The sequence below is a fragment of the Pseudovibrio sp. W64 genome (assembly GCF_001623145.1).
GTDB lineage: Bacteria > Pseudomonadota > Alphaproteobacteria > Rhizobiales > Stappiaceae > Pseudovibrio.
Map to the genome: position 1 here is coordinate 1 of NZ_LMCI01000014.1, position 21,539 is coordinate 21,539.

Sequence of the window (21,539 nt, forward strand, 5' to 3'; positions counted from 1 at the left end):
AATGAGAAAGAGGCGGGAACATACTACACGATGTTCCCGCCTCTCAATGTATAAAGCCGGTCCATTTCTGAACCGGCCTTTTTTGTATTCAATCAGAGCGAATTCTTGTCGTTTGATTAAAGCCAATCAAACGGAACGCGCACCAAAAAAGCTTAGTCTTTTGCAGGAGCTGGTGCAGCTTCTTCGCGAGGAATTTCCTTGCCAGTTTCCTGATCAACAACTTTCATGGAAAGGCGAACTTTACCGCGCTCATCAAAGCCCATCAGCTTAACGAAGACTTTGTCGCCTTCTTTGATCACGTCAGTTACTTTCGCAACTTTGCGTGGAGCCAGCTGGGAGATGTGAACCAGACCGTCGCGTGCGCCGAAGAAGTTTACGAATGCGCCGAAGTCAACAGTCTTAACAACTGTGCCTTCGTAGATTACGCCAACTTCTGGCTCAGCAGCGATGGAGTTGATCCAGTTGAGAGCAGCTTTGATCGCTTTACCGTCAGAAGAAGCCACCTTAACGGTGCCGTCGTCTTCGATGTTCACTTTCGCGCCGGTCTTTTCAACGATCTCGCGGATAACTTTACCGCCAGAACCGATCACTTCACGGATCTTGTCTACTGGGATCTTGATCACTTCGATGCGTGGAGCATGCTCACCCAGCTCAGAACGAGCTTCGGTGATTGCATTTGCCATCTCATCAAGGATGTGAACGCGACCGCCTTTAGCCTGCTCCAGAGCGACTTTCATGATCTCTTCGGTGATACCGTCGATCTTGATGTCCATCTGCAATGCAGTGATGCCGTTTGCAGAACCAGCAACTTTAAAGTCCATATCGCCGAGATGATCTTCGTCGCCAAGGATATCGGAGAGAACTGCGAAGCGCTCGCCTTCCTTGATGAGACCCATTGCGATACCAGCCACAGGAGCCTTCAGAGGAACACCAGCGTCCATCAGGGACAAGGATGCGCCACAAACGGAAGCCATGGAGGAAGAACCATTGGACTCAGTGATTTCAGAAACAACACGCAGGGTGTATGGGAAATCATGGTGTGCAGGCAGCATTGGGTTAACAGCGCGCCATGCCAGTTTACCGTGACCGATTTCACGACGTCCTGGGGAACCCATGCGACCAGCTTCACCTACAGAGTATGGAGGGAAGTTGTAGTGCAGCATGAATGCAGATTTGGTGGTGCCTTCGAGCTTGTCAACGAACTGCTCGTCTTCACCAGTACCCAGTGTTGCAACAACCATTGCCTGAGTTTCACCGCGTGTGAACAGGGCAGAACCGTGTGCACGTGGCAGCATGCCAACTTCAGAAACGATAGAGCGAACAGTGGAAAGGTCACGGCCATCGATACGGGAACCAGTATCCAGGATACGGCCACGAACGATTGCAGCTTCAGCTTTCTTGAACAGGTCGGAGATGACAGTCGCGTCAGGAGCGCCTTCTTCACCAGTTACAAGAGCTTCAACAACTTTCGCCTTTACAGCATCAACAGCGTTTTTACGCTCTGTTTTAACAGTGATGGAGTAAGCAGCGCCGAGCTCTTCAGCGGCCAGTTCCTGAACTTTACCGAACAGCTCAGAATGATCTGGCAGGTTCAGTTCACGTGGCTCTTTAGCAGCTTTTTCAGCCAGCTGGATGATAGCGTCGATCACTGGCTGGAAGCCTTTGTGACCGAACATCACAGCGCCGAGCATTACTTCTTCGGTCAGTTCCTGAGCTTCGGACTCAACCATCAGAACAGCGTCATTCGTACCTGCAACAATCAGGTCCAGATCGGTTTCTTCCATCTGGTCAACTGTTGGGTTCAGAACGTATTCGCCGTTGATGTAACCAACACGAGCGCCACCGATTGGGCCCATGAATGGAACGCCGGAGATGGTGAGCGCTGCGGACGCGCCAACCATTGCCAGAATGTCTGGAGCGTTCTCAAGATCATGAGACAGAACAGTAAGAACAACCTGAGTTTCGTTCTTGTAACCATCTACGAACAACGGACGGATCGGACGGTCAATCAGACGGGATGTCAGGGTCTCGTGCTCGGAAGGACGGCCTTCGCGCTTGAAGAAGCCACCTGGAATGCGGCCAGCAGCGTATGCCTTTTCCTGATAATTTACGGTAAGTGGGAAGAAATCCTGACCTGGCTTTGCGGTCTTCGCGGACACGACTGTCGCGAGAACTTTTGTCTCGCCGTATGTTGCGATGACTGCGCCGTCTGCCTGACGGGCAACCTTGCCGGTTTCAAGGATGAGCGGACGTCCGCCCCAATCTACTTCCACGCGATGTATATCAAACATATCTTTATCCTAACGTTCGCCTCAGTGCCTGATGGTCGTCATCAAACTTGAGGCTGTCATTTGCCGGCAATGCGCGCACCAACTCCTTGAGTACCAAGGGCGCGATGCCTTTTCAGGTCGAACGATTGCAGGCAAGACAGCGAGAAGCTTTTGTTTGATTGTGCGTACCTTTGACCAAAAACCGGCCTCCACTTTTGGGAGATACGCTGTAAGCTTCTGGCAATCCTGCCAGGTCTTCATTCGCCTGCGTTCATTCTGGAAGAGAACGATCTGATCCAGAATATACCTCTCGCAATTTCCCGAAATACCTTGGAAATAGGAGAGGGTAAGGAAAACGCGGCGAGCTTTCGCTGCCGCGCTTTGAATTCTTCGTCTTAGCGACGAATGCCCAGACGCTCGATCAGGGACTGGTAACGAGCAACGTCTTTACCCTTAACGTAGTCAAGGAGCTTACGACGAAGTGCAACCATTTTAAGAAGACCACGACGTGAGTGGTTGTCTTTCTTATGACCCTTGAAGTGGTCAGTCAGAACTGTAATGCGGTGCGTAAGGATAGCAACCTGTACTTCCGGAGAGCCAGTGTCACCTTCTTTGATCGCAAATTCTTTGATCAGTTCAGCTTTTTTTTCAGGCGTAATCGACATCGATTTTTCCTTATCTAATGGCAGTCATACTGCCTCTTATTAAATGCCCAGAAGGCATGCGCTCTTTTACAGAGCTATGTGCTGAGCTCGGGCCGTGCCAAGATGTCGTCTAGCAGGGTCAGGCCAACACATAATAACCGGGCAAGCAGTAGCTTCCCAGCGGCGGGACTATGACTGAAAAACTCTCAAAAAACCAGAAGAATCTTGAGAGGCTTGCAGCCATAAATCCCAGTAGAACAGTTTGCCTTTCAGCGATCGTCCCACGCGATGATTTACATTCACGTGTGGCGCTCCACTTTCAGAAAGGCATCAGAGATTGAAAACTCGCTTTGGCTTGAACTGACCTTTTGAGACTTCACCAAAAGCAATCAGCTTGCCTCCAGAAACCACATAGATTTCCTCGGGGCCTATCGGTGCATTTGCGCCACGTAGTAAAACAGGATTACCACGCTTTACCTTCGCCGCAGCATCAGAGGTGATTGGCACCTCTGCAAACTGGTGGAGTGCGACTTCAACTGGCTTGATGTGTCCGATCAGTTCTGAATTTTCGTGAGGGTCGAGAACAGGTGGCTCTTCCCCTTCTTCAACTTCTACCGCCATAGTTTCTTTAGCAGCACGAAGTTCATCCAGAGTAACCATCTGTTCTTCACCGAATGGTCCTACCAGCAACCGGCGCAGATCGGTGACATAGCCACATGTACCAAGGCGTTCACCAAGGTCACGGGCCAATGAGCGAACATAGGTTCCCTTGCCGCATTCAGCTTCAAAAACCGCACGGTTTACATCTGGACACTCGACCAGATCCAAGCGATGCACCACAATCGTACGTGCATCCAGCTTTACGTCTTCGCCTTCCCGGGCAAGGTCATAAGCGCGGTTTCCGTCAACTTTGATTGCGGAGAAAATTGGCGGAACCTGCTCAATGGCGCCACGGAACTCAGGCAGAACCGCCAGGATCTCATCTTGTGTCGGACGGACGTCGGAGGTCTTGACCGGTTCGCCTTCAGCATCATCAGAGGTGGTTTGCGTGCCCCAGGTCACCTCAAAGCGGTAAACCTTGCGTCCATCCATGATGTATGGAACTGTTTTGGTGGCCTCACCAAAAGCGATAGGCAGACAGCCAGTCGCAAGCGGATCAAGCGTTCCTGCGTGTCCGACTTTTTCAGGATGAAAAATCCTCTTCAGCTGCCCCAATGCATCATTAGAGGTCAGGTTTAGAGGTTTATCCAACACAAGCCATCCGTTTACAGGGAAACGGGGTCTACGTCGCTGCTGTTTGCGCGCCATACTTCTCAGCTCTTAATTCTTTGCATGCGTTGCGCTTCTGAGCGCGTACTCTGGTCTGAAACCCACGACTTCTTCTTTGGCAATATGCTCTGTAAAGCTTAGTCGCGGTTATCACCTTGATCATCATCGTCATCGATGCCGCCATCAGCAAAGTCCTTACGGATGCTAGGCTCATGCAGTAGTCGAGTGATTAGATCATCGTCGTCAAAACGCGTATCGGCTACAAAACGTAGATCACAAGTGTATTTCATTGTGACGCGTCGAGCGACCTGCCCACGAAGGTACTTTGCATTGCGTTTAAGTGCGGTGAGGACAACGTCGATATCGCGACCGCCCATAGGCATGACGAGAACGTCAGCCCATCTTAGATCAGGCGACATACGTACTTCCGGGACCGTGATAATAACACCGTCAAGGTCAGGATCGGTGATCCGACCACGTGTCAAAATGTCTGACAGTTCTTTGCGGACAATCTCACCTACACGCAACTGGCGCTGAGACGGCTGACCTGCAAATTCATCGCGTGCTTTTGCCATTTTTATCTCTCAATTTGCTTTGAGTTTGGAACAACAGAGCGCCGACGGGGATAAATCCGCGCCGGCGCTGCTGAATGTTCATTTCGCTCGTTTAGCTCTTCACTCTGTTAGAGGGAGCGAGCGATCTCTTCTACCTGGAAGCACTCGATGACATCACCGACGCGCATATCCTTGTAGTTTGTGAAGTTCATGCCGCATTCAACACCGGATTCAACTTCTTTGACTTCGTCTTTGAAGCGCTTAAGTGTACCCAGCTCACCTTCGTGGATGACGACGTTGTCACGCAGCAAGCGAACCTGTGCGCCACGCTGAACGACACCTTCGGTGACCAGACAACCTGCAACACGACCGATTTTGGTGATGTTGAAGATTTCTTTGATGTCTGCGTAACCGAGGAAGGTTTCGCGACGTTCTGGAGCAAGCATGCCAGACATAGTGGACTTCACATCGTCGATGAGGTCGTAAATCACGCTGTAGTAGCGGATTTCGACGCCTTCGCGACGTGCAGCTTCCTGAGCCTGTTTGTTTGCACGAACGTTGAACGCCATGATTGGTGCTTTGGACGCAATCGCCAGAGTGATGTCGCTCTCGGTGATACCACCAACGGAAGCTGCCACAACACGTGCGCCGACTTCGTCGTTGCCAAGTTCTTCAAGCGCACCCTGGATTGCTTCGGCGGAACCCTGCACATCGGATTTGATGATGAGCGGGAATTCTTTTTTGCCTTCTTCCTGCAAGCCCTTCATCATCGCTTCCAGAGAACCACGAGACCCAGCAATACGTGCTGCCATCTTGTCGCGCTTCTGGCGGTGACGATATTCGGAAATCTCGCGAGCACGGCCTTCGTTTTCTACAACTGCAACCATGTCACCAGCGGATGGTGTCGCCTGGAAGCCAAGAACTTCAACCGGTTTGGAAGGACCAGCTTCCTTAACTGGCTTGCCATTCTCATCAAGCATCGCACGAACACGACCCCATTCGGAACCAGCAATGACAACATCACCAACCCGGAGTGTACCCTTCTGAACCAGAACGGTAGCAACTGGACCGCGACCTACGTCAAGCTTAGCTTCGATAACGGTACCTTCAGCGGCACGGTTAGGGTTAGCTTTCAGCTCAAGAACCTCAGCCTGCAGCAGGATCATTTCGATCAGCTTATCAAGGTTAGTGCCTTCTTTAGCAGAGACTTCAACATCGATAACGTCACCACCCATGGTTTCTACAACCAGATCTTCACGAAGAAGGTCGTTGCGAACGCGGGAAGGGTCAGCACCTGGCTTATCCATTTTGTTGATCGCGATGATGAGCGGAACGCCAGCAGCTTTTGCGTGAACAATAGCTTCTTTGGTTTGTGGCATCACACCATCATCAGCAGCAACCACGAGGATCACAACATCAGTGGACTTAGCACCACGAGCACGCATCTGAGTAAACGCTGCGTGACCAGGGGTATCGATGAAGGTGACCTTCTGGCCATTCTGCTCGACCTGGTATGCACCGATATGCTGTGTAATGCCGCCAGCTTCACCGGAAGCAACGTTTTCCTTGCGGAGCGCATCGAGAAGGGACGTCTTACCATGATCAACGTGACCCATGATTGTAACAACCGGTGGACGGTTGGACAGATCAGTGTCGTTGTCTTCAACGGTGAAGAGACCTTCTTCCACGTCAGCTTCAGACACACGTTTTACGGTGTGACCCATCTCTGCGGCGATCAGTTCAGCGGAATCAGCATCGATCACGTCGTTGATTTTCATCATCTGGCCCTGCTTCATCAGCAGCTTGATGACGTCAACAGCACGTTCAGACATACGCTGAGCAAGGTCCTGAATGGTGATCACTTCCGGAAGCACAACTTCACGCGCTACCTTCTCACGAACAACCTTTTGACCCTTACGTTTTTCTTTCTCACGACGACGGCGCATGGATGCCAGTGAACGATTACGACTTTCATCACCACCAGTGGCGCGGGTAATCGTTAGTTTTGACTTACGGCGGTCATCGTTGCCTTTAGGTGTTGGCTTAGCAGCCACAACAGGCTTTTTAGGACGTAGCGCAGGCTTTAGAGCCTTTTTGCTCACTTCCTTACCAGTTTCCATGCTTTCTGCCGGAGCTGCAGAAATTCCACCTGGACGCCCGCCACCTGGACGAGGACCATTCAGGTTTGGCGGCTTGCCATCACGCATTGGTGGACGACCACCACGATCACCACCTGGACGAGGACCACGATCACCTGCTGGGCGTGGACCACGGTCACCTGCCGGGCGTGGACCACGGTCACCACCTGGACGAGGACCACGGTCACCTGCCGGGCGTGGACCACGATCACCTGCTGGGCGAGGACCACGATCACCTGCTGGACGAGGGCCACGATCGCCACTGCGCTGAGGGCGATCACCAGAACGTGCCGGACGCTCTTCGCGCTGTGCCGGCTTTGGAGCTTCAGCAGCTTTTGCAGCCGCTTCAGCTTCACGCTTCGCTTTCGCTTCAGCTTCGGCCTTAGCACGTACAGCAGCCTCTTCAGCTTCACGCTTAGCGCGAGCTTCGTCTTCTACACGTTGTTTTTCTGCTTCTACAGCGCGCTGTGCAGCCAAGATTTCCTGACGCTTTGCTTCTTCAGCGCGGCGTTTAGCATCTTCGACTTCGCGAACCTTAGCCATTTTAAGTGCTGCGAGACGTGCGTCTGCTTCACCCTTAGTCAAGGTTTTCAGAACGGCACCACCGCCCTGACCGCCACCACCACCGCGACGCTGACCGCCACGCTGGTTGTTATTGTTGTTACGGTTGCCACCGCGACCGCCGCCTTCACCGCGCTTCTGAGCATCACCCGCACCACGGCGAGCTTGCTGAGGACCGCGCTCTTGCTGCTGTCCCTGACGCTTTTCCGGGCGTGACTGGGAGGCTGCAGGAGTTGAAGAGGAAGCTGCAGCAGGTGCAGGTGCCGCGGAGCCTTCTTGGCCCGGCACAACTACACGGCGCTTCTTCTTTTCCACGACGACTGCCTTGGAGCGGCCGTGGGAGAAGCTCTGCTTAACAGTGCCCTTCTCAACACTGCCTCCGCGTTTGAGGCCCAGCGTTTTCTTTTCCCCGCCGGTGGGATTGTCGTGGTTGTCTTTGGTATCGCTCATATTGCCTTCAGTCCTGCGCCACTGCACCCTTTGTACCGTCGTCGTCAGCCATGACAGAAACTTCCCGGAATTGCGCAAGGCGTTGCGCGTGCTTCACGAAGTTTCTGCCTGCCTCGCCGGCCAGCAGTACAGCATGTATAACGTTATCCCGATCCAGATGCGTACTCATCTGTTCCGAGTTAAACAGGCGGATCACGCTGAGACGATCCACCTTGCCAAATCTAGAAGCGGCTAGGGCCGCCAACTTACGCACACCATCTTCAGAGGCTTCAGTGGCGTGCACCAGAGCAAGAACACTCTCCTTTTTGAGAGCTGCCTCGACTTTCGAAAAGCCAACATGTAGGTTGCCAGCTTTTCGGCTCATGGACAGTGCGCCCAGAGCTGCCTGCTCCAGCAGTTTGTCGGTGTGGTCGGCCAAACCGTCTTCAGCGTTTACCTGCTCCTTAAAGCCTCTCGAGAAAGCGCGCCTTTTTATCGCTTCCTGCAAAACAGACTTCTTTGCCGACACCCAAACCCCACGTCCCGGGAGGGTGCCTTTCACATCAACTACAACAGTTTTGTCAGGAGCCATAACGAATCTGAGAAGGTCTGTCACCGGTAGAACTTCACGCGTGACCGCGCAGGTTCGTTCTGTCGGCTCATTTTTTCTCGGCACTTCGTATTCCCAACCCTACTATTGTTGTTATTTTTCATTCAGTTACGGGGATGTAGAAACCCGCAGCCTTTTGCTGCAACTTCAACACACCCCCGTATAAAACTTTTTTCTGCAGTCAAGCGGCTACAGATTATTCAGAGGACTGCTCGCCTTTTGCGTCTTCTGCACCGCTCTCTTGCGCCAATTCCTCGTCGGCGTCAACCACAGTCTCTTCAAATGTTTCGCCTTCGAAGTCTTCTTCTTCGACTTCCAGCTCTTCTTCAGAGACTTCCACAAGGTCTTCCGCAGAGATCCATCCAGCAGCAACACGCGCTGACATCACGACAGCTTCCGCATCAGCACGAGACAGATCGAAACTGCTCAGAGTACCTTCCACGCGAATGGTTTCTTTATCCTTGCGTTCCGTCCAGCCAACAAGGTCGTCAGCTGCACAGCCTGCGAGGTCTTCCATGGTTTTGATTTCGTCTTTACCCAATGCAACAAGCATTGCGGATGTAAGACCTGGGACCTGAACCAGCTCATCGGAAACACCAAGCTGACGACGCTCTTCTGCGAGTTTCGCTTCCTGCTCTTCCAGGTACTCACGTGCACGAGCTTGGATTTCGTCGGCTGTTTCTTCGTCGAAGCCTTCAATGGACGAGATTTCGTCGAGGTCAACGTACGCGACTTCTTCTACAGAAGTAAAGCCTTCTGATGCGAGAAGCTGAGAAACCATCTCGTCAACATTCAAGGTATTCTGGAAGAGATCGGAACGAACCTGGAATTCCTTCTGGCGACGCTCGGACTCTTCCGCTTCCGTCATAATGTCGATGCCCCAGCCGGTGAGCTGAGAAGCAAGACGTACGTTCTGGCCGCGGCGACCAATTGCCAGAGACAGCTGGTCGTTAGGAACAACAACTTCGATACGCTCGGAGTCTTCGTCGAGAACAACCTTAGCAACTTCAGCAGGCTGAAGTGCATTTACAATGAAGGTTGCCGCATCATCATTCCAAGGAATGATGTCGATTTTTTCGCCCTGAAGCTCACCAACGACAGCCTGAACACGGGAACCACGCATACCAACACACGCGCCAACCGGATCGATAGAACTGTCATTAGACAGGACTGCGATCTTAGCGCGGGAGCCTGGATCACGGGCAACAGCCTTGATCTCGATAACGCCGTCATAGATTTCCGGCACTTCCTGCGCGAACAGTTTTGCCATGAACTGAGGGTGTGTACGAGACAGGAAGACCTGTGGACCACGCTGTTCGCGGCGCACATCAAAGATCAGCGCACGAATACGATCACCATTGCGGAAGATTTCGCGCGGGATCAGTTCGTCACGACGAACGATTGCTTCACCCTTACCGGTGTCGACAACAACATTGCCATATTCAACGCGCTTGACAACAGCGTTGAGGACTTCACCAATACGGTCTTTAAACTCATCGTACTGCTGATCACGCTCAGCTTCGCGGACCTTCTGAACGATGACCTGCTTAGCGGACTGAGCAGCGATACGTCCAAAGTCGAGCGGCGGCAATGGATCTGCCATGAAATCGCCGACTGTTGCATCCGGGTTGCGCTCCTGCGCATCAACCAGAGCAATTTCAGTTGAGATGTTCTCGACAACATCAACAACCTGCAGCAAACGCTGAAGGCGGATTTCACCGGTTTTCGGATTAATCTCGGCACGAACTTCAGTCTCGGTGCCATAACGGGAGCGAGCGGCTTTTTGGATTGCATCCTCAAGAGCAGCAATCACAATGCTACGGTCGATCGACTTTTCGCGGGCGACCGCTTCAGCGATCTGCAGCAGCTCCAAACGGTTTGCGCTGATAGCCATTCCTCGTCAACTCCTTCCACGCCCTGCCTTCCTTCACACCAGCAGGAACATCAAAACAAAAGGGTGGCTCTTTAAAACCGGAACCGCCCATAACCCATTGCGCAACAAGAACAGCTAATCAGTGATTGAGGTAACTGTCGTCGTCCGTAGGCTCCCCACGGGCTGCTTTTGCGGCTTTATCGGCTTTCAATGCCGCATCGACCAGTTCATCAGTCAAAACCAATACGGCTGACCCAATCTCATCCAACGGAAGACGAGCTGCCTCATCCTGACCTTCCTGTACATCGGTCATTCTGATAAGCGCGCATCCATCTTCCACACCGATGATGTGTCCACGATATCTCTTACGCCCAGCTTGCGGCACAGACATTTCGATTTTCGCAACATGTCCGACCCAGCGCTCGAAGTCGCCTGCGCGAACGAGCGGGCGGTCAATACCTGGAGATGAAATTTCGAGATGGTAGGCACCAGAGATTGGATCGTCCACATCCAGCGCCGGGGAAACTGCGTGGCTGATTTCTTCACAATCTTCAACAGCCATCGTCCCGTCCGGGCGCTCTGCCATGATTTGAAGGGTGCAGCCATTGTTTCCGTTTACACGGATGCGCACCAGCCGATAGCCCAGATCAGCAACGACCGGCTCGACAATTTCAGCTACGCGGGCTTCTAGGCCCTTTTCCTTTATAATCCGGGGATCGGTTTCGTCCACTTGGTACCTATCGTCTTAATGCAAAGACATGCTTAGTGTCTTTGGCAGTTATTTCGGATACCTGAATTTCGACAGTCAGGCATCACTACCGACTTAGCTAATAAAAAAGAGCGGGTCCTTTCGGGGCCCACTCCTCAATGCTCTTAACTGAGCCGATAGAGAACTCTTGCTCTGCAATATAGTCATTTGACCACTGTATGCAACAGAAAATCAAAGATGAACGCAGACAAAAGCGAGTCCCCTTTAGGTTTTCGTCTCTTGAACCCGTAAAAATGTCAGGTAACGGCCAATTCTACCTTCACGGTGCGCCTTGCGTTCGTACCGCGTACCTGGCCAATTGTTCCATGGCATGCGCCAGTCAGAAGCACATTCGGCGCTCCACTCAAAAGCCGGGTGCCTGCGACAATGGGACAGCGTCCAATCCACATAGGTGTCGATATCGCTGGCAAATCGATATTCACAGCCCGGCTTCAGAGCACGTGCAATGCGCGTCAGATTGATCTGGTTCACAAAGCGACGCTTCCAGTGCTTCTTCTTTGGCCATGGATCGGGGTAAAGCTGATAAGCCATATCCAATGATGCAGCCGGAAGCCAGTCGAGCAACTTACCCGCGTCATCATCAAACAAGCGGATATTCTTGAGACCATGTTCTTCAATGCTGGAGACAGCCTTGATAATGCCAGAGCTAAATGGCTCACACCCAATAAAACCGATTTCAGGATTTTCTCTGGCGCGATGAATTAGGTGCTCAGATCCCCCAAAGCCAATTTCAAGACAAACGCTCTTTACTGGGACGGGGAATAACTCTGCCAGATTTTCTGGAGGTGTTTGTGTCAGGTCCAACGCCACTTGTGGCATAACATCCTGAAGCAACTGCGATTGTCGCGGACTTGCTGGTTTTCCGACGCGGCGGCCGAAAAAAGAGCCTTTGTAGTGATCTACCATCGTTCTCATAAACACAAGCTGGCCAGAGGTTGCCCCGGCCAGCTGTTCATTCTCTAGCGTTAGAGGTTAAGCGTAGGCTTTCTCTACAGCATCACGTAGGTTATGGACAAGGTCGATTTTCTCCCAAGAGAAACCACCATCACCTTCAGCTTCGCGGCCAAAGTGGCCGTAGGCTGCTGTACGTGCGTAGATTGGCTTGTTCAAATTGAGGTGCTCGCGAATGCCGCGTGGGGTCAAGCTCATGACTTCACGGATTGCAGCTTCAACGCGCTCGCCTTCAACACGGCCCGTACCATGCAGGTTGACGAAGACAGATTGCGGTTCAGCGATACCAATCGCATAAGCCAGCTGAATGGTGCACTTGTCTGCTAAATCAGCCGCCACAACGTTTTTCGCGAGATAGCGAGCAGCATATGCGGCAGAGCGGTCAACCTTGGTTGGATCTTTACCCGAGAACGCACCGCCACCGTGTGGAGCTGCGCCGCCGTATGTATCCACGATGATCTTACGACCTGTGAGACCACAATCGCCATCAGGACCACCGATAACGAACTTGCCGGTTGGGTTGATGTGCCAGATAGTGTTGCTGGTCACCCAGTCACCCGGCAATGCTGCGCGGATGTAAGGTTCGACTACAGCACGCACATCGTCAGAGGTCATGGTTTCATCCAGATGCTGAGTGGACAGCACGATGGATGTTGCCTCTACCGGCTTACCATCCTCATAGCGAATGGAAACCTGGCTTTTCGCATCTGGACCAAGCATCGGCTCGTTGCCAGATTTGCGAGCATCTGCCAGCAAACGCAGGATCTTATGGGAGTATAAGATTGGAGCAGGCATCAGCTCTTCAGTTTCGCGACATGCGTAACCAAACATAATGCCCTGATCGCCGGCGCCTTCGTCCTTATTGTCAGCAGCGTCTACGCCCTGAGCAATATCAGCGGACTGGCCATGCAAAAGAACCTGAACATCCAGGTCTTTCCAATTAAAGCCGGCTTGCTCATACCCGATATCCTTTACAGCAAGGCGAGCAATGTGAGCCAAATATTCTTTTGTGAGAGAGGCCGGGCCGCGGGTCTCACCTGCAATAACAAGCTTATTTGTTGTTGCAAGCGTTTCACACGCTACACGGGCTTCTGGCATTTCCTTTAGAAATGCGTCTACGATCGTATCTGAAACGCGATCGCAGACTTTGTCGGGATGGCCTTCTGAAACCGATTCCGACGTGAACACGTAGTTCTGACGAGCCATTGGCAAACGTCCTTCTGGGAAGAAAAATATAATTGAAGCGACGGCATATCCGTCGCTTCTGGTGTTACATCAAACAAGGAATGTCGATTACGTCAAGAGATTTAGATCAAAATTGCCGGAGAATTGCGAAATTTTACGGATCACAAACTTAATCTTCATCCCCAGCAAGACTCTTGACGAGCTCTACAACCTTTTTGCGAACTTTCGGGTTTTCTATGCGAACGAAAGCCTTATTGAGAGCTAAACCATCAGAAGATGACAAAAAGTCGACGACGTATGTGGTTTGTGGATTATCACCAACACCAGGCGTCTCATCCGGGGTTCCCGGAGCATCTTCGAAGAAAAAGGCGACAGGCACTTTCAGAATGGTCGCAATGTGCTGCAAGCGGCTTGCACCAATCCGGTTGGTCCCTTTTTCATACTTCTGGATTTGCTGGAATGTAATACCAAGGCTTTCGCCAAGTTTTTCCTGACTCATGCCAAGCATCATGCGGCGCAAACGTACACGGCTGCCGACATGAATATCGATAGGGTTTGGTGCTTTTTTGCTGGGCATTATCAAAGGCCCTCTTCTTTGGTTTTTTACGGTGCCTTACCGTGGGTTTTTATTTAAACGAGAGCGCATTTCAGCAACTCTCGCAAGAACGCAATTCATCAAACCTGCATTTCGACTATTGCCAAAACAACCTCTGACAGAGGCATCGGTGGCAGGCCCATAAGGTTTTTTTGAGGCCAAATCTGACGATCCAGACGAAAACCTTTACGTGTATTAGATGACGACATTTGCGTGCATTCGTCAATCTCTACGGGTAGGTAATAATTTCTCCATCACCAATAGGAGACTAACAACTACTAGAATAATTCCCCAAAAAATTGAATCACCCACCCTCACGTAAGGCGTGGGTCTTAGTATTTTAGGCAATTCACTATTGAAACTACCTTTTTTATTTAGAACAACTTCTGCGAGTATTCTACCATTGGAATCTACTAGACTGGAAATACCAGTATTTGCAGCTCGCACCAACGGCACGCCTTGTTCAACTGCTCTAACTCTTGCCTGTGCCAAATGTTGGTATGGACCTGCTGTTTCGCCAAACCATCCGTCATTCGTTAGATTTACGAGCAAGTTAGGTCGCTCAGATACAGGCAGAACAGTTTGCGGGAAGATTGCCTCATAACAAATCAGGGGCTGGAAACTAAGTGAATTTTTTAAATCTATTTTTTTGTGCCGCGTCCCTGCAGTAAAATCTGCTGGAGCCGGAACGAGACGCTCCACACCAATGGATTGTAGAAGCCAGCGCTTTGGCAAATATTCCCCGAACGGAACCAGCCGCACTTTGTCATAGATATCTATGAGTGCACCTTCGTCCGACACAACAAAAGTACTGTTAAAAAAGAGCTTCCCGTTCTCGGACAGTTCGCGGCGAATACCACCTGTAATCAACATAGTATTTTGGGGAAGCGTGGCTCCGATAGCCTCTAGAGCCCCTGGTTCCTCATCCAGCAGGAATGGAAAAGCTGATTCAGGCCAGAAGATGAGGGTCTCGGTATCCAGTTTCAGCTCGGAAAGCGCCTGCTGTGTTTGCTGAAGATAGAGCGGTAGAAGTCTTTGTCTGTTCTCGGGCTTCCACTTGTCCGCTTGAGGTACATTGGGTTGTATTACCAGCACCTGAAGCCCTTCAACCGTCTGTTGAGGAGCCTGCAACCTATTCGTTCCGTATGCAACCACGCCGGCCCATACCAGCACACACGCGGAGATATAGGCAGCAGCAGCCTTACGCCTCTGGTCAATCAGCACAACAGGCATCGAAAACAGGAACAACACAAGAAAACCGACACCGTAAATTCCCAAGGCAGAGAAGCTTTGCATCAGCGTCAGGTTTTCGGCAAAAGCATAGCCCCACACATTCCATGGAAAGCCTGTGAGTATGTGTCCACGCAGCCAGTTGGAAAGAGCCAAAGCAACCACAAAAAGCAGAATACGAGAGACCCCATGCGTCCAGAATAAGGAAGCCCCGCTCAGCACCAATGACGGGATCAATGCAAGACCACCGGGCAGTATGACCAGCGCGAAAGGGATCATCCAAGCGTAGCTCTTAGCGTCGACGAGAAACGCTTCGGCAATCCAGAACAATCCGATCAGGAAGAACCCGAAGAAAAACGCCCAGGAAACACGAAAGAACGCAAAAAAACGGGTTTTACGTCGAGCTGCGGTTTGATCCCTTGCCCCATCAAGAAGAAGGATCAGTAGTGGCAGCGTCACCCAAAGGATGGGAAAGGCACCGTAGGGAGGGAACGCAAAGGCAGATGCTATTCCCCCTGCAAAAGCAAGAAGTCCACGTCTCCACCCTGATAATTCCCGAAGACTGCTTATCAGAGTTCGAGACTTATCAATGGCAGAGACCATTCCCCACTCCCGAATGTCATAGGTAAAAATTCAATTTTGTACTGCTTATTCTGCAGCTTCCGGCCTGCGTGGGCGTATTCTCTGAACTGCCGCGCGCTGATCAACCCGGCGCTTGGAAATACGAAGGCGCTTGATGCGGCGCAAGTCAGCATCAATTACTTCGAACTCGAAAGCTGGCAAGGTCTTATCTATGATCAACTCACCGCGAACCGGAACTCTGTCCAGAATAGAGAACAGCAGACCACCAAGCGTGTCCACTTCTTCCGTCTGCTCTTCGACGAGCTTGAAATCCGCTCCGAGCTCTTTCTGAAGGTCTTCCAGATCAATTCGAGGGTCAACTACCCAAACACCCGGGCTAACATTCATGATAAGTTCTTCTTCGTCCTTATCATGCTCATCTTCAATGTCGCCGACCACTGTCTCAACAATGTCCTCAAGTGACACGAGGCCGTCGGTTCCACCGTATTCATCGATCACAAGCGCCATCTGCACACGGGTTACCTGCATCTTCTTCATCAGGTCAGAGGAAGACATGGATGGAGGCACAAAGTGCAGAGGCCGGATCAGGCCTGTCGCGTTCAACGGTGTTGAGAGATCAACACAAGACAAATCGAGCAGCGACTTTTCTTCTGTCGATTTCTCGGAGGAGTTCTTTTCTGGTTTCACCAAGGTCAAAGGCACATCGGTCTTTTTGGCTTTTACAGCCAACTCGACGAAGTAGGACATCAAGTCCTTGATGTGGACCATGCCTCGTGGATCATCCAGATTGTCGTGATAAACAGGCATACGAGAATGGCCGGACGCCCTGAACAAGGCCATCACCTGGCCGATTGTCGTTGTATCTTCCACGGCCTCAATATCGGCCCGTGGGATCATGACATCTTCAACTCGAGATTCACGCATTTGGAGGATGTTTGTCAGCAACTCGCGCTCTTCCTTCGTGAAAGCAGCATCAGCACCTTCACTATCGCGGGCGAGTTCATCTTCCAAATCTTCGCGCAATGAAACAGCCGCGCTTCTTCGGAAACCTCTAAACGGGTTCAGTTTTGATTTCAGCCTGGTCAGGACACCAGGCTTCATCGCTTGTGGCTCAGAGGTATCTTCGGCAACAGCTGTGCCGGTACTACTTGCAGGCTCTGCAGTTTCGGCCTGAGCGGAGGTGCTTGCACCTTCTGTACTTCGAGGTTCCGGGCTCATCTCTCTCTCGTTGTTCCCTGTACTCACCGTGAATACCAGGGGTTATTTATCTGCCGATAATGGCGCATCTTTGTATGGATCGGGGATTTGTAGGCTCGCCAAAATCAGGCGTTCTTCCGCTTCCATTTCTTCCGCTTCCTCATCTATCTGGTGATCATATCCAAAAAGATGAAGGGTTCCATGAACAATAAGATGAATCAGATGGTGTTCAAATGGAATTTCAAGCTCTACAGCTTCGCGCTTTACCGTCTCTTTTGCAATAATAATATCACCTAATAGCGGGCCGAATGGCGGCTCTTCGCTATCGTCTCCCGGAAAAGACAAGACGTTCGTTGGCTTGTCCTTCTCGCGCCACATCTTATTCAGTTCCTGAATATGGGCATCATCGGTGAAGACAAGAGAAACTTCTGTGTTTTCTATTACACTCAGCTCACTTGTTTCAAAAGCGGCGGCGATTGCTTTTTCAGCAATCGCTTCCAATAGTTCTTCACTCTCCCAATCGCCTGCTTCAATCAGCAGGTCAATGTGTACCGGGCAAGCTGTGTTCATTCCTGGGAGCCTTGCTCTTCATTTGCCTTGGCAGTCTCTTCAGCTTGCCTGCGTTCTTTGGCTTCCAACCGGCGACGGCTATCATTGTCGTAAGCGCCTACGATACGTGCCACCAGCTCATGACGAACAACATCGCTCTCTGTGAAGTCCACGCGAGAGATACCTTCGACGCCACTCAGAATTTTCAAAGCTTCACGTAAACCGGACATCTGGCCCGGAGGCAAGTCGACCTGACTCGGATCTCCTGTCACGATCATCTTGGAGTTTTCACCCAAGCGCGTCAGGAACATCTTCATCTGCATCGTCGTCGTATTCTGGGCTTCATCGAGAATAACGATAGCGTTGGAGAGCGTACGACCACGCATGAATGCGAGGGGTGCGACTTCAATCATACCACTTTCCAAGCCGCGTTCCAGCTTTTCCGGTGCCATCATCTCGTTGAGGCCATCGTAAAGCGGGCGCAGATACGGGTCGACCTTATCCTTCATATCGCCCGGCAAGAAGCCGAGGCGTTCGCCAGCTTCAACAGCTGGACGAGACAGGATCATACGATCAATCTCGCCACGCTCCAACAATGCAGCAGCGTAAGCAACCGCAAGGAAGGTTTTACCTGTACCAGCTGGACCAACGCCAAAGGTAAGGTCAGAACGGTCCATTGCCCGGACGTAAGCATCCTGAGCGGCTGTTCTGGCGACCAGTGTTTTGCGGCGCGTGGCAATCTGCGCAAATGCCATACGAGACTTGGGCTCCATCGTTGGCAAAGAGAGCTGCGCTTCAGCAACTTCTGCCAGACGGATTGCGCCATCAACATCACCAGGTGTGATGTCGTGACCACCCTGAAGACGCGTATAAAGTGACTCCAGAGCAAGCTTAGCCTGCTCTGTTGACGTTTTATTGCCGCGAATGGTGACCTGATTGCCGTGTGCAACTGCCTCAACACCCAACCGCTGTTCAATCAGCGCAAGGTTCTGGTCGAACTGACCGAACAGATCGCTCACAAGCCTATTGTCTTCGAATGCCAATACCACATGCATCATATCTGATGCCGCAATGGGGCGCATGGCCGTCCTTGAAGCGGACGTTGTCTGGGCTCTGCCCTTCAAATAATGCCTCCGTTCGCTTTTACGCGAGAATCTGGGAGCATCATGCACCTAAACAAGGCGACCTTCCAGACTATTTGCGCTGGCAGCGACAATTTCTACTGATCTGATTTCACCATACAGGTCCAACGGCGCATTTACATGAACTGGCTGGAGCCAAGGTGAACGACCTGCAAGTTGACCTTCTCTGCGGCCTTCCTTCTCAAACAGTACATCAATTGTTTTGCCAATCAATGACGCATTGAAGTCTTTTTGCTGGGTGCTGAGCAGATCTTGCAATTCTGCCAGACGCTCGGACTTCACCTGCTCGTCGATCTGCTCTTCCAGTGTTGCTCCCGGAGTACCCGGACGCGGGCTGTATTTGAAGGAGAATGCAGAACCATAGGTGACCCGGCGGATTAGATCCAGAGTGTCTTTGTGATCCTGATCAGTCTCACCCGGGAAACCAACGATAAAGTCGCCGGAGAGTGCGATATCATCACGCGCTTCGCGAATGCGGTCGATCAGACGGAAGTAGTCATCACGGGTGTGTTTGCGGTTCATTGCCTTCAGGATCGCATCAGATCCAGACTGAACTGGCAAATGCAGATAAGGCATTAGAATATCAAGATCGCGATGAGCTGCAATCAGGCTGTCTTCCATATCCCTTGGATGGGACGTGGTGTAGCGCAGGCGTTCAATGCCGTCGATCTTTGCCAAGCGGAACAGAAGTTCACCAAGGCCCCATTCACGGCCATCTGGACCTTCACCGTGCCATGCGTTGACGTTCTGGCCGAGCAAGGTCACTTCACGGACACCAGCAGCTGCCAAGCGCTCGGTTTCCATGACAATCTGCTCTACCTTACGGGAGACTTCAGCACCGCGAGTGTAAGGCACCACACAGAAGGTACAGAACTTATCGCAGCCTTCCTGAACGGTCACAAATGCTGTGACACCACGCTTGCGTACTGCTTCCTTGGAAGGTGTCGCGAGGTGCTTGAATTTTTCCTGAATATCAAACTCTGTCTCAACGACCTTTGATCCGTTCGATGCACGGTTCAACAGCTCTGGAAGGCGGTGGTAAGACTGCGGGCCAACAACAAGGTCAACAATAGGCGCTCGGCGGGAAATCTCCGCACCTTCAGCCTGAGCGACACAGCCAGCGACAGACACCATCATCTGCTTGCCGTCTTTAGCTTTCGCTTCTTTCAACTTACGGATTCGGCCAAGTTCAGAGTAGACCTTTTCTGCCGCCTTCTCGCGAATGTGGCAGGTGTTCAGGATAACCAGATCCGCATCATCCGGATTTTCTGTTTTAACGTAACCATCGTTGCTCAGCGCGTCGTTCATACGATCGGAGTCGTAGACGTTCATCTGACAGCCATAGGTCTTGATGAAAACCTTACGGGTCGCTTCGGTTTTGTCGAGCGCCTCCGCAGTGTTTTCGGATTGGCTCTGGTTTTCGTTTTCTACTAGGTTATCCATTAAATCCTCAAGTGGATCTGCTGCCGGAGTATCTTCTTTTTCTAATGCCCAGCAATTCGAGCGCACCTGCCTGTTTCATCAGCAACGCCAGCTCGTCATTTTCAAAATTTTGGAGAGCTTTACTCTGTTTTACGCCGAAAGAGAAGCCTTGTCTTGATCAGGTTTGAGCCCGCTCTTCTTGTTTGGGACCATTTCCCTGCAATGCTTCTATGGTCATCCCTCTGACCTGCTCTTCCAAATCGCGCGTTAAGCGTTTGCGATTAGTTGCTTTTTCGATAGGAACGGGAGTTCCCCATGTCAAATCAACATCTAATCCGCCTTCTTTGATGACAGACCAGAGATGGCCAGCGAGTTCCATATCGCCGTACCAGGCAACATGAGCGCGCCAGAAACGTCCCATTGGCATGCCTTGCAGGCGCGTATAGGCAATTGAGAGTGGCTGCACATAAGCAACATCTTTTTCACCGACATTCATTGCGTGATGAACGGCACCAACCAGTGCAGATCTGAATGGCAGTACTTCATTGCCATTGCTGGATGTGCCTTCGGCAAACAACACCATCGCATCGCCTTGAGCCATGCGCTTAGCGACTTCTTTAGCGACACGACCGGTATCAGTTCTGCGCTGTCGATTGACAAAGACTGTCCGTTGAAGCTTAGCAAACTGACCAAATATCGGCCATCCAGCAACTTCAGACTTAGCGATAAAGCTCAGTGGCTTGGTGCATCCGATAACGACAATATCCAGCCAGGAGCAATGATTGGACGCTACAAGAAGAGGGCGTTCCAACGCCATTTCCCCATGCTGCTGGATGCGCAGTCCAATCAGACGAGACGCGATTTTATGCCAGAGCAGAGGGATTTGCCGCTGAATGGGCCAACCTAACTTCATTGCGACCCACTGAGGGGGAACGAGGGTTAGCGTTAAGAGTGTTAGTGCGGCAAGTATGCAAATTGCTCTGACAGTTGCCATGCACGGCCCCTATTTTTCGTCTAACGGAATACCGTAGAGCTCCAGGCGATGATCAACCAGTTTGAAGCCCAGCTTACGCGCGACTTCTTCCTGCATTTTTTCGATTTCTTCACTGCGGAACTCAATCACGTCGCCCGTGCGCAAATCAATCAGGTGATCGTGGTGTTCGTCAGAAACGGTTTCGTATCTGGAGCGGCCATCGCGGAAATCGTGACGTTCAATGATACCGGAGTCTTCGAAAAGCTTCACTGTGCGGTAAACAGTTGAGATAGAGATCTTCGGATCGATCTTGGAGGCTCTTCTGTAAAGCTCTTCCACATCTGGGTGGTCTTCAGCAGACTGAATTACATCAGCAATCACGCGGCGCTGTTCTGTCATCCGCATACCCTTATGAGCACACATTTCAATCAGCGTCATTTTTTCTTCTGCCGTCATTTGCCCCAATTCCTCAAAATCACACAGGCACCACAGTTCCAGTCTGCGTTGGTATCCTAGCCCTCAAAACTGTGAGAGAAAAGAACCAGTTTCACTGTTACGCGGTTTGAGCGTGAGCTAAAAGCCTCATCTCACATGCG

The 21,539-nt window shown here is 51.5% G+C and carries 18 protein-coding genes; all 18 read right to left on the reverse strand.

The genetic code is table 11. The annotated features are described in order from the left end of the window. Positions 1–152: 152 nt before the first annotated feature. Positions 153–2,291, reverse strand: coding sequence for a polyribonucleotide nucleotidyltransferase (pnp, locus tag PsW64_RS08000; protein WP_063294302.1), 2,139 nt, complete (start codon positions 2,289–2,291; stop codon positions 153–155). Between the two features lie 374 nt (positions 2,292–2,665). Then, on the reverse strand, positions 2,666–2,935 hold the full coding sequence (rpsO, locus tag PsW64_RS08005) for a 30S ribosomal protein S15 (protein WP_057463067.1): 270 nt from the start codon (positions 2,933–2,935) through the stop codon (positions 2,666–2,668). 309 nt (positions 2,936–3,244) lie between these two features. Next, entirely contained in the window at positions 3,245–4,222 is a 978-nt protein-coding gene (gene truB, locus PsW64_RS08010; RefSeq protein ID WP_063303289.1) for a tRNA pseudouridine(55) synthase TruB, read from the reverse strand. Between the two features lie 98 nt (positions 4,223–4,320). Further along, positions 4,321–4,758, reverse strand: a complete 438-nt coding sequence (gene rbfA, locus PsW64_RS08015; RefSeq protein WP_057463069.1) for a 30S ribosome-binding factor RbfA — start codon at positions 4,756–4,758, stop codon at positions 4,321–4,323. Between the two features lie 107 nt (positions 4,759–4,865). Further along, positions 4,866–7,886 carry a translation initiation factor IF-2 gene (infB, locus tag PsW64_RS08020; RefSeq protein WP_063303290.1) on the reverse strand — a complete coding sequence of 1,007 codons (3,021 nt, stop codon included), beginning with the start codon at positions 7,884–7,886 and terminating at the stop codon, positions 4,866–4,868. A 7-nt stretch (positions 7,887–7,893) separates the two neighbouring features. Further along, on the reverse strand, positions 7,894–8,541 hold the full coding sequence (locus tag PsW64_RS08025) for an RNA-binding protein (protein ID WP_082596804.1): 648 nt from the start codon (positions 8,539–8,541) through the stop codon (positions 7,894–7,896). A 130-nt stretch (positions 8,542–8,671) separates the two neighbouring features. Further along, on the reverse strand, positions 8,672–10,369 hold the full coding sequence (gene nusA, locus PsW64_RS08030) for a transcription termination factor NusA (protein ID WP_057463071.1): 1,698 nt from the start codon (positions 10,367–10,369) through the stop codon (positions 8,672–8,674). 118 nt (positions 10,370–10,487) lie between these two features. Continuing rightward, positions 10,488–11,078 carry a ribosome maturation factor RimP gene (gene rimP / locus PsW64_RS08035; RefSeq protein ID WP_063294306.1) on the reverse strand — a complete coding sequence of 197 codons (591 nt, stop codon included), beginning with the start codon at positions 11,076–11,078 and terminating at the stop codon, positions 10,488–10,490. A 243-nt stretch (positions 11,079–11,321) separates the two neighbouring features. After that, positions 11,322–12,023: a tRNA (guanosine(46)-N7)-methyltransferase TrmB gene (gene trmB / locus PsW64_RS08040; protein WP_063303291.1), complete on the reverse strand. Its 702-nt coding sequence runs from the start codon at positions 12,021–12,023 to the stop codon at positions 11,322–11,324. Between the two features lie 66 nt (positions 12,024–12,089). Beyond that, a complete protein-coding gene (gene metK / locus PsW64_RS08045) occupies positions 12,090–13,274 on the reverse strand; it encodes a methionine adenosyltransferase (RefSeq protein ID WP_057463073.1) in 1,185 nt (394 codons plus the stop codon). 148 nt (positions 13,275–13,422) lie between these two features. Further along, the gene (locus PsW64_RS08050; protein ID WP_082596806.1) at positions 13,423–13,830 is read right to left on the reverse strand and encodes a helix-turn-helix domain-containing protein; all 408 of its coding nucleotides are present in this window, start codon (positions 13,828–13,830) and stop codon (positions 13,423–13,425) included. A 240-nt stretch (positions 13,831–14,070) separates the two neighbouring features. After that, positions 14,071–15,681 (reverse strand): apolipoprotein N-acyltransferase, encoded by a 1,611-nt coding sequence (gene lnt / locus PsW64_RS08055; RefSeq protein WP_063303292.1) that lies wholly within the window; start codon positions 15,679–15,681, stop codon positions 14,071–14,073. 45 nt (positions 15,682–15,726) lie between these two features. Next, the gene (locus PsW64_RS08060) at positions 15,727–16,878 is read right to left on the reverse strand and encodes a hemolysin family protein (RefSeq protein ID WP_082830462.1); all 1,152 of its coding nucleotides are present in this window, start codon (positions 16,876–16,878) and stop codon (positions 15,727–15,729) included. A 42-nt stretch (positions 16,879–16,920) separates the two neighbouring features. Next, positions 16,921–17,427 carry an rRNA maturation RNase YbeY gene (gene ybeY / locus PsW64_RS08065; RefSeq protein WP_057463076.1) on the reverse strand — a complete coding sequence of 169 codons (507 nt, stop codon included), beginning with the start codon at positions 17,425–17,427 and terminating at the stop codon, positions 16,921–16,923. Further along, positions 17,424–18,488 (reverse strand): PhoH family protein, encoded by a 1,065-nt coding sequence (locus PsW64_RS08070; protein WP_161831288.1) that lies wholly within the window; start codon positions 18,486–18,488, stop codon positions 17,424–17,426. Before PsW64_RS08070 ends, ybeY begins: the two co-directional genes overlap by 4 nt. 90 nt (positions 18,489–18,578) lie before the next feature. Then, on the reverse strand, positions 18,579–19,991 hold the full coding sequence (gene miaB / locus PsW64_RS08075; protein ID WP_063294310.1) for a tRNA (N6-isopentenyl adenosine(37)-C2)-methylthiotransferase MiaB: 1,413 nt from the start codon (positions 19,989–19,991) through the stop codon (positions 18,579–18,581). Between the two features lie 157 nt (positions 19,992–20,148). Beyond that, positions 20,149–20,964: a lysophospholipid acyltransferase family protein gene (locus PsW64_RS08080; RefSeq protein WP_063303293.1), complete on the reverse strand. Its 816-nt coding sequence runs from the start codon at positions 20,962–20,964 to the stop codon at positions 20,149–20,151. A 9-nt stretch (positions 20,965–20,973) separates the two neighbouring features. Continuing rightward, the gene (locus PsW64_RS08085) at positions 20,974–21,399 is read right to left on the reverse strand and encodes a Fur family transcriptional regulator (RefSeq protein ID WP_057463079.1); all 426 of its coding nucleotides are present in this window, start codon (positions 21,397–21,399) and stop codon (positions 20,974–20,976) included. Positions 21,400–21,539 lie beyond the last annotated feature (140 nt).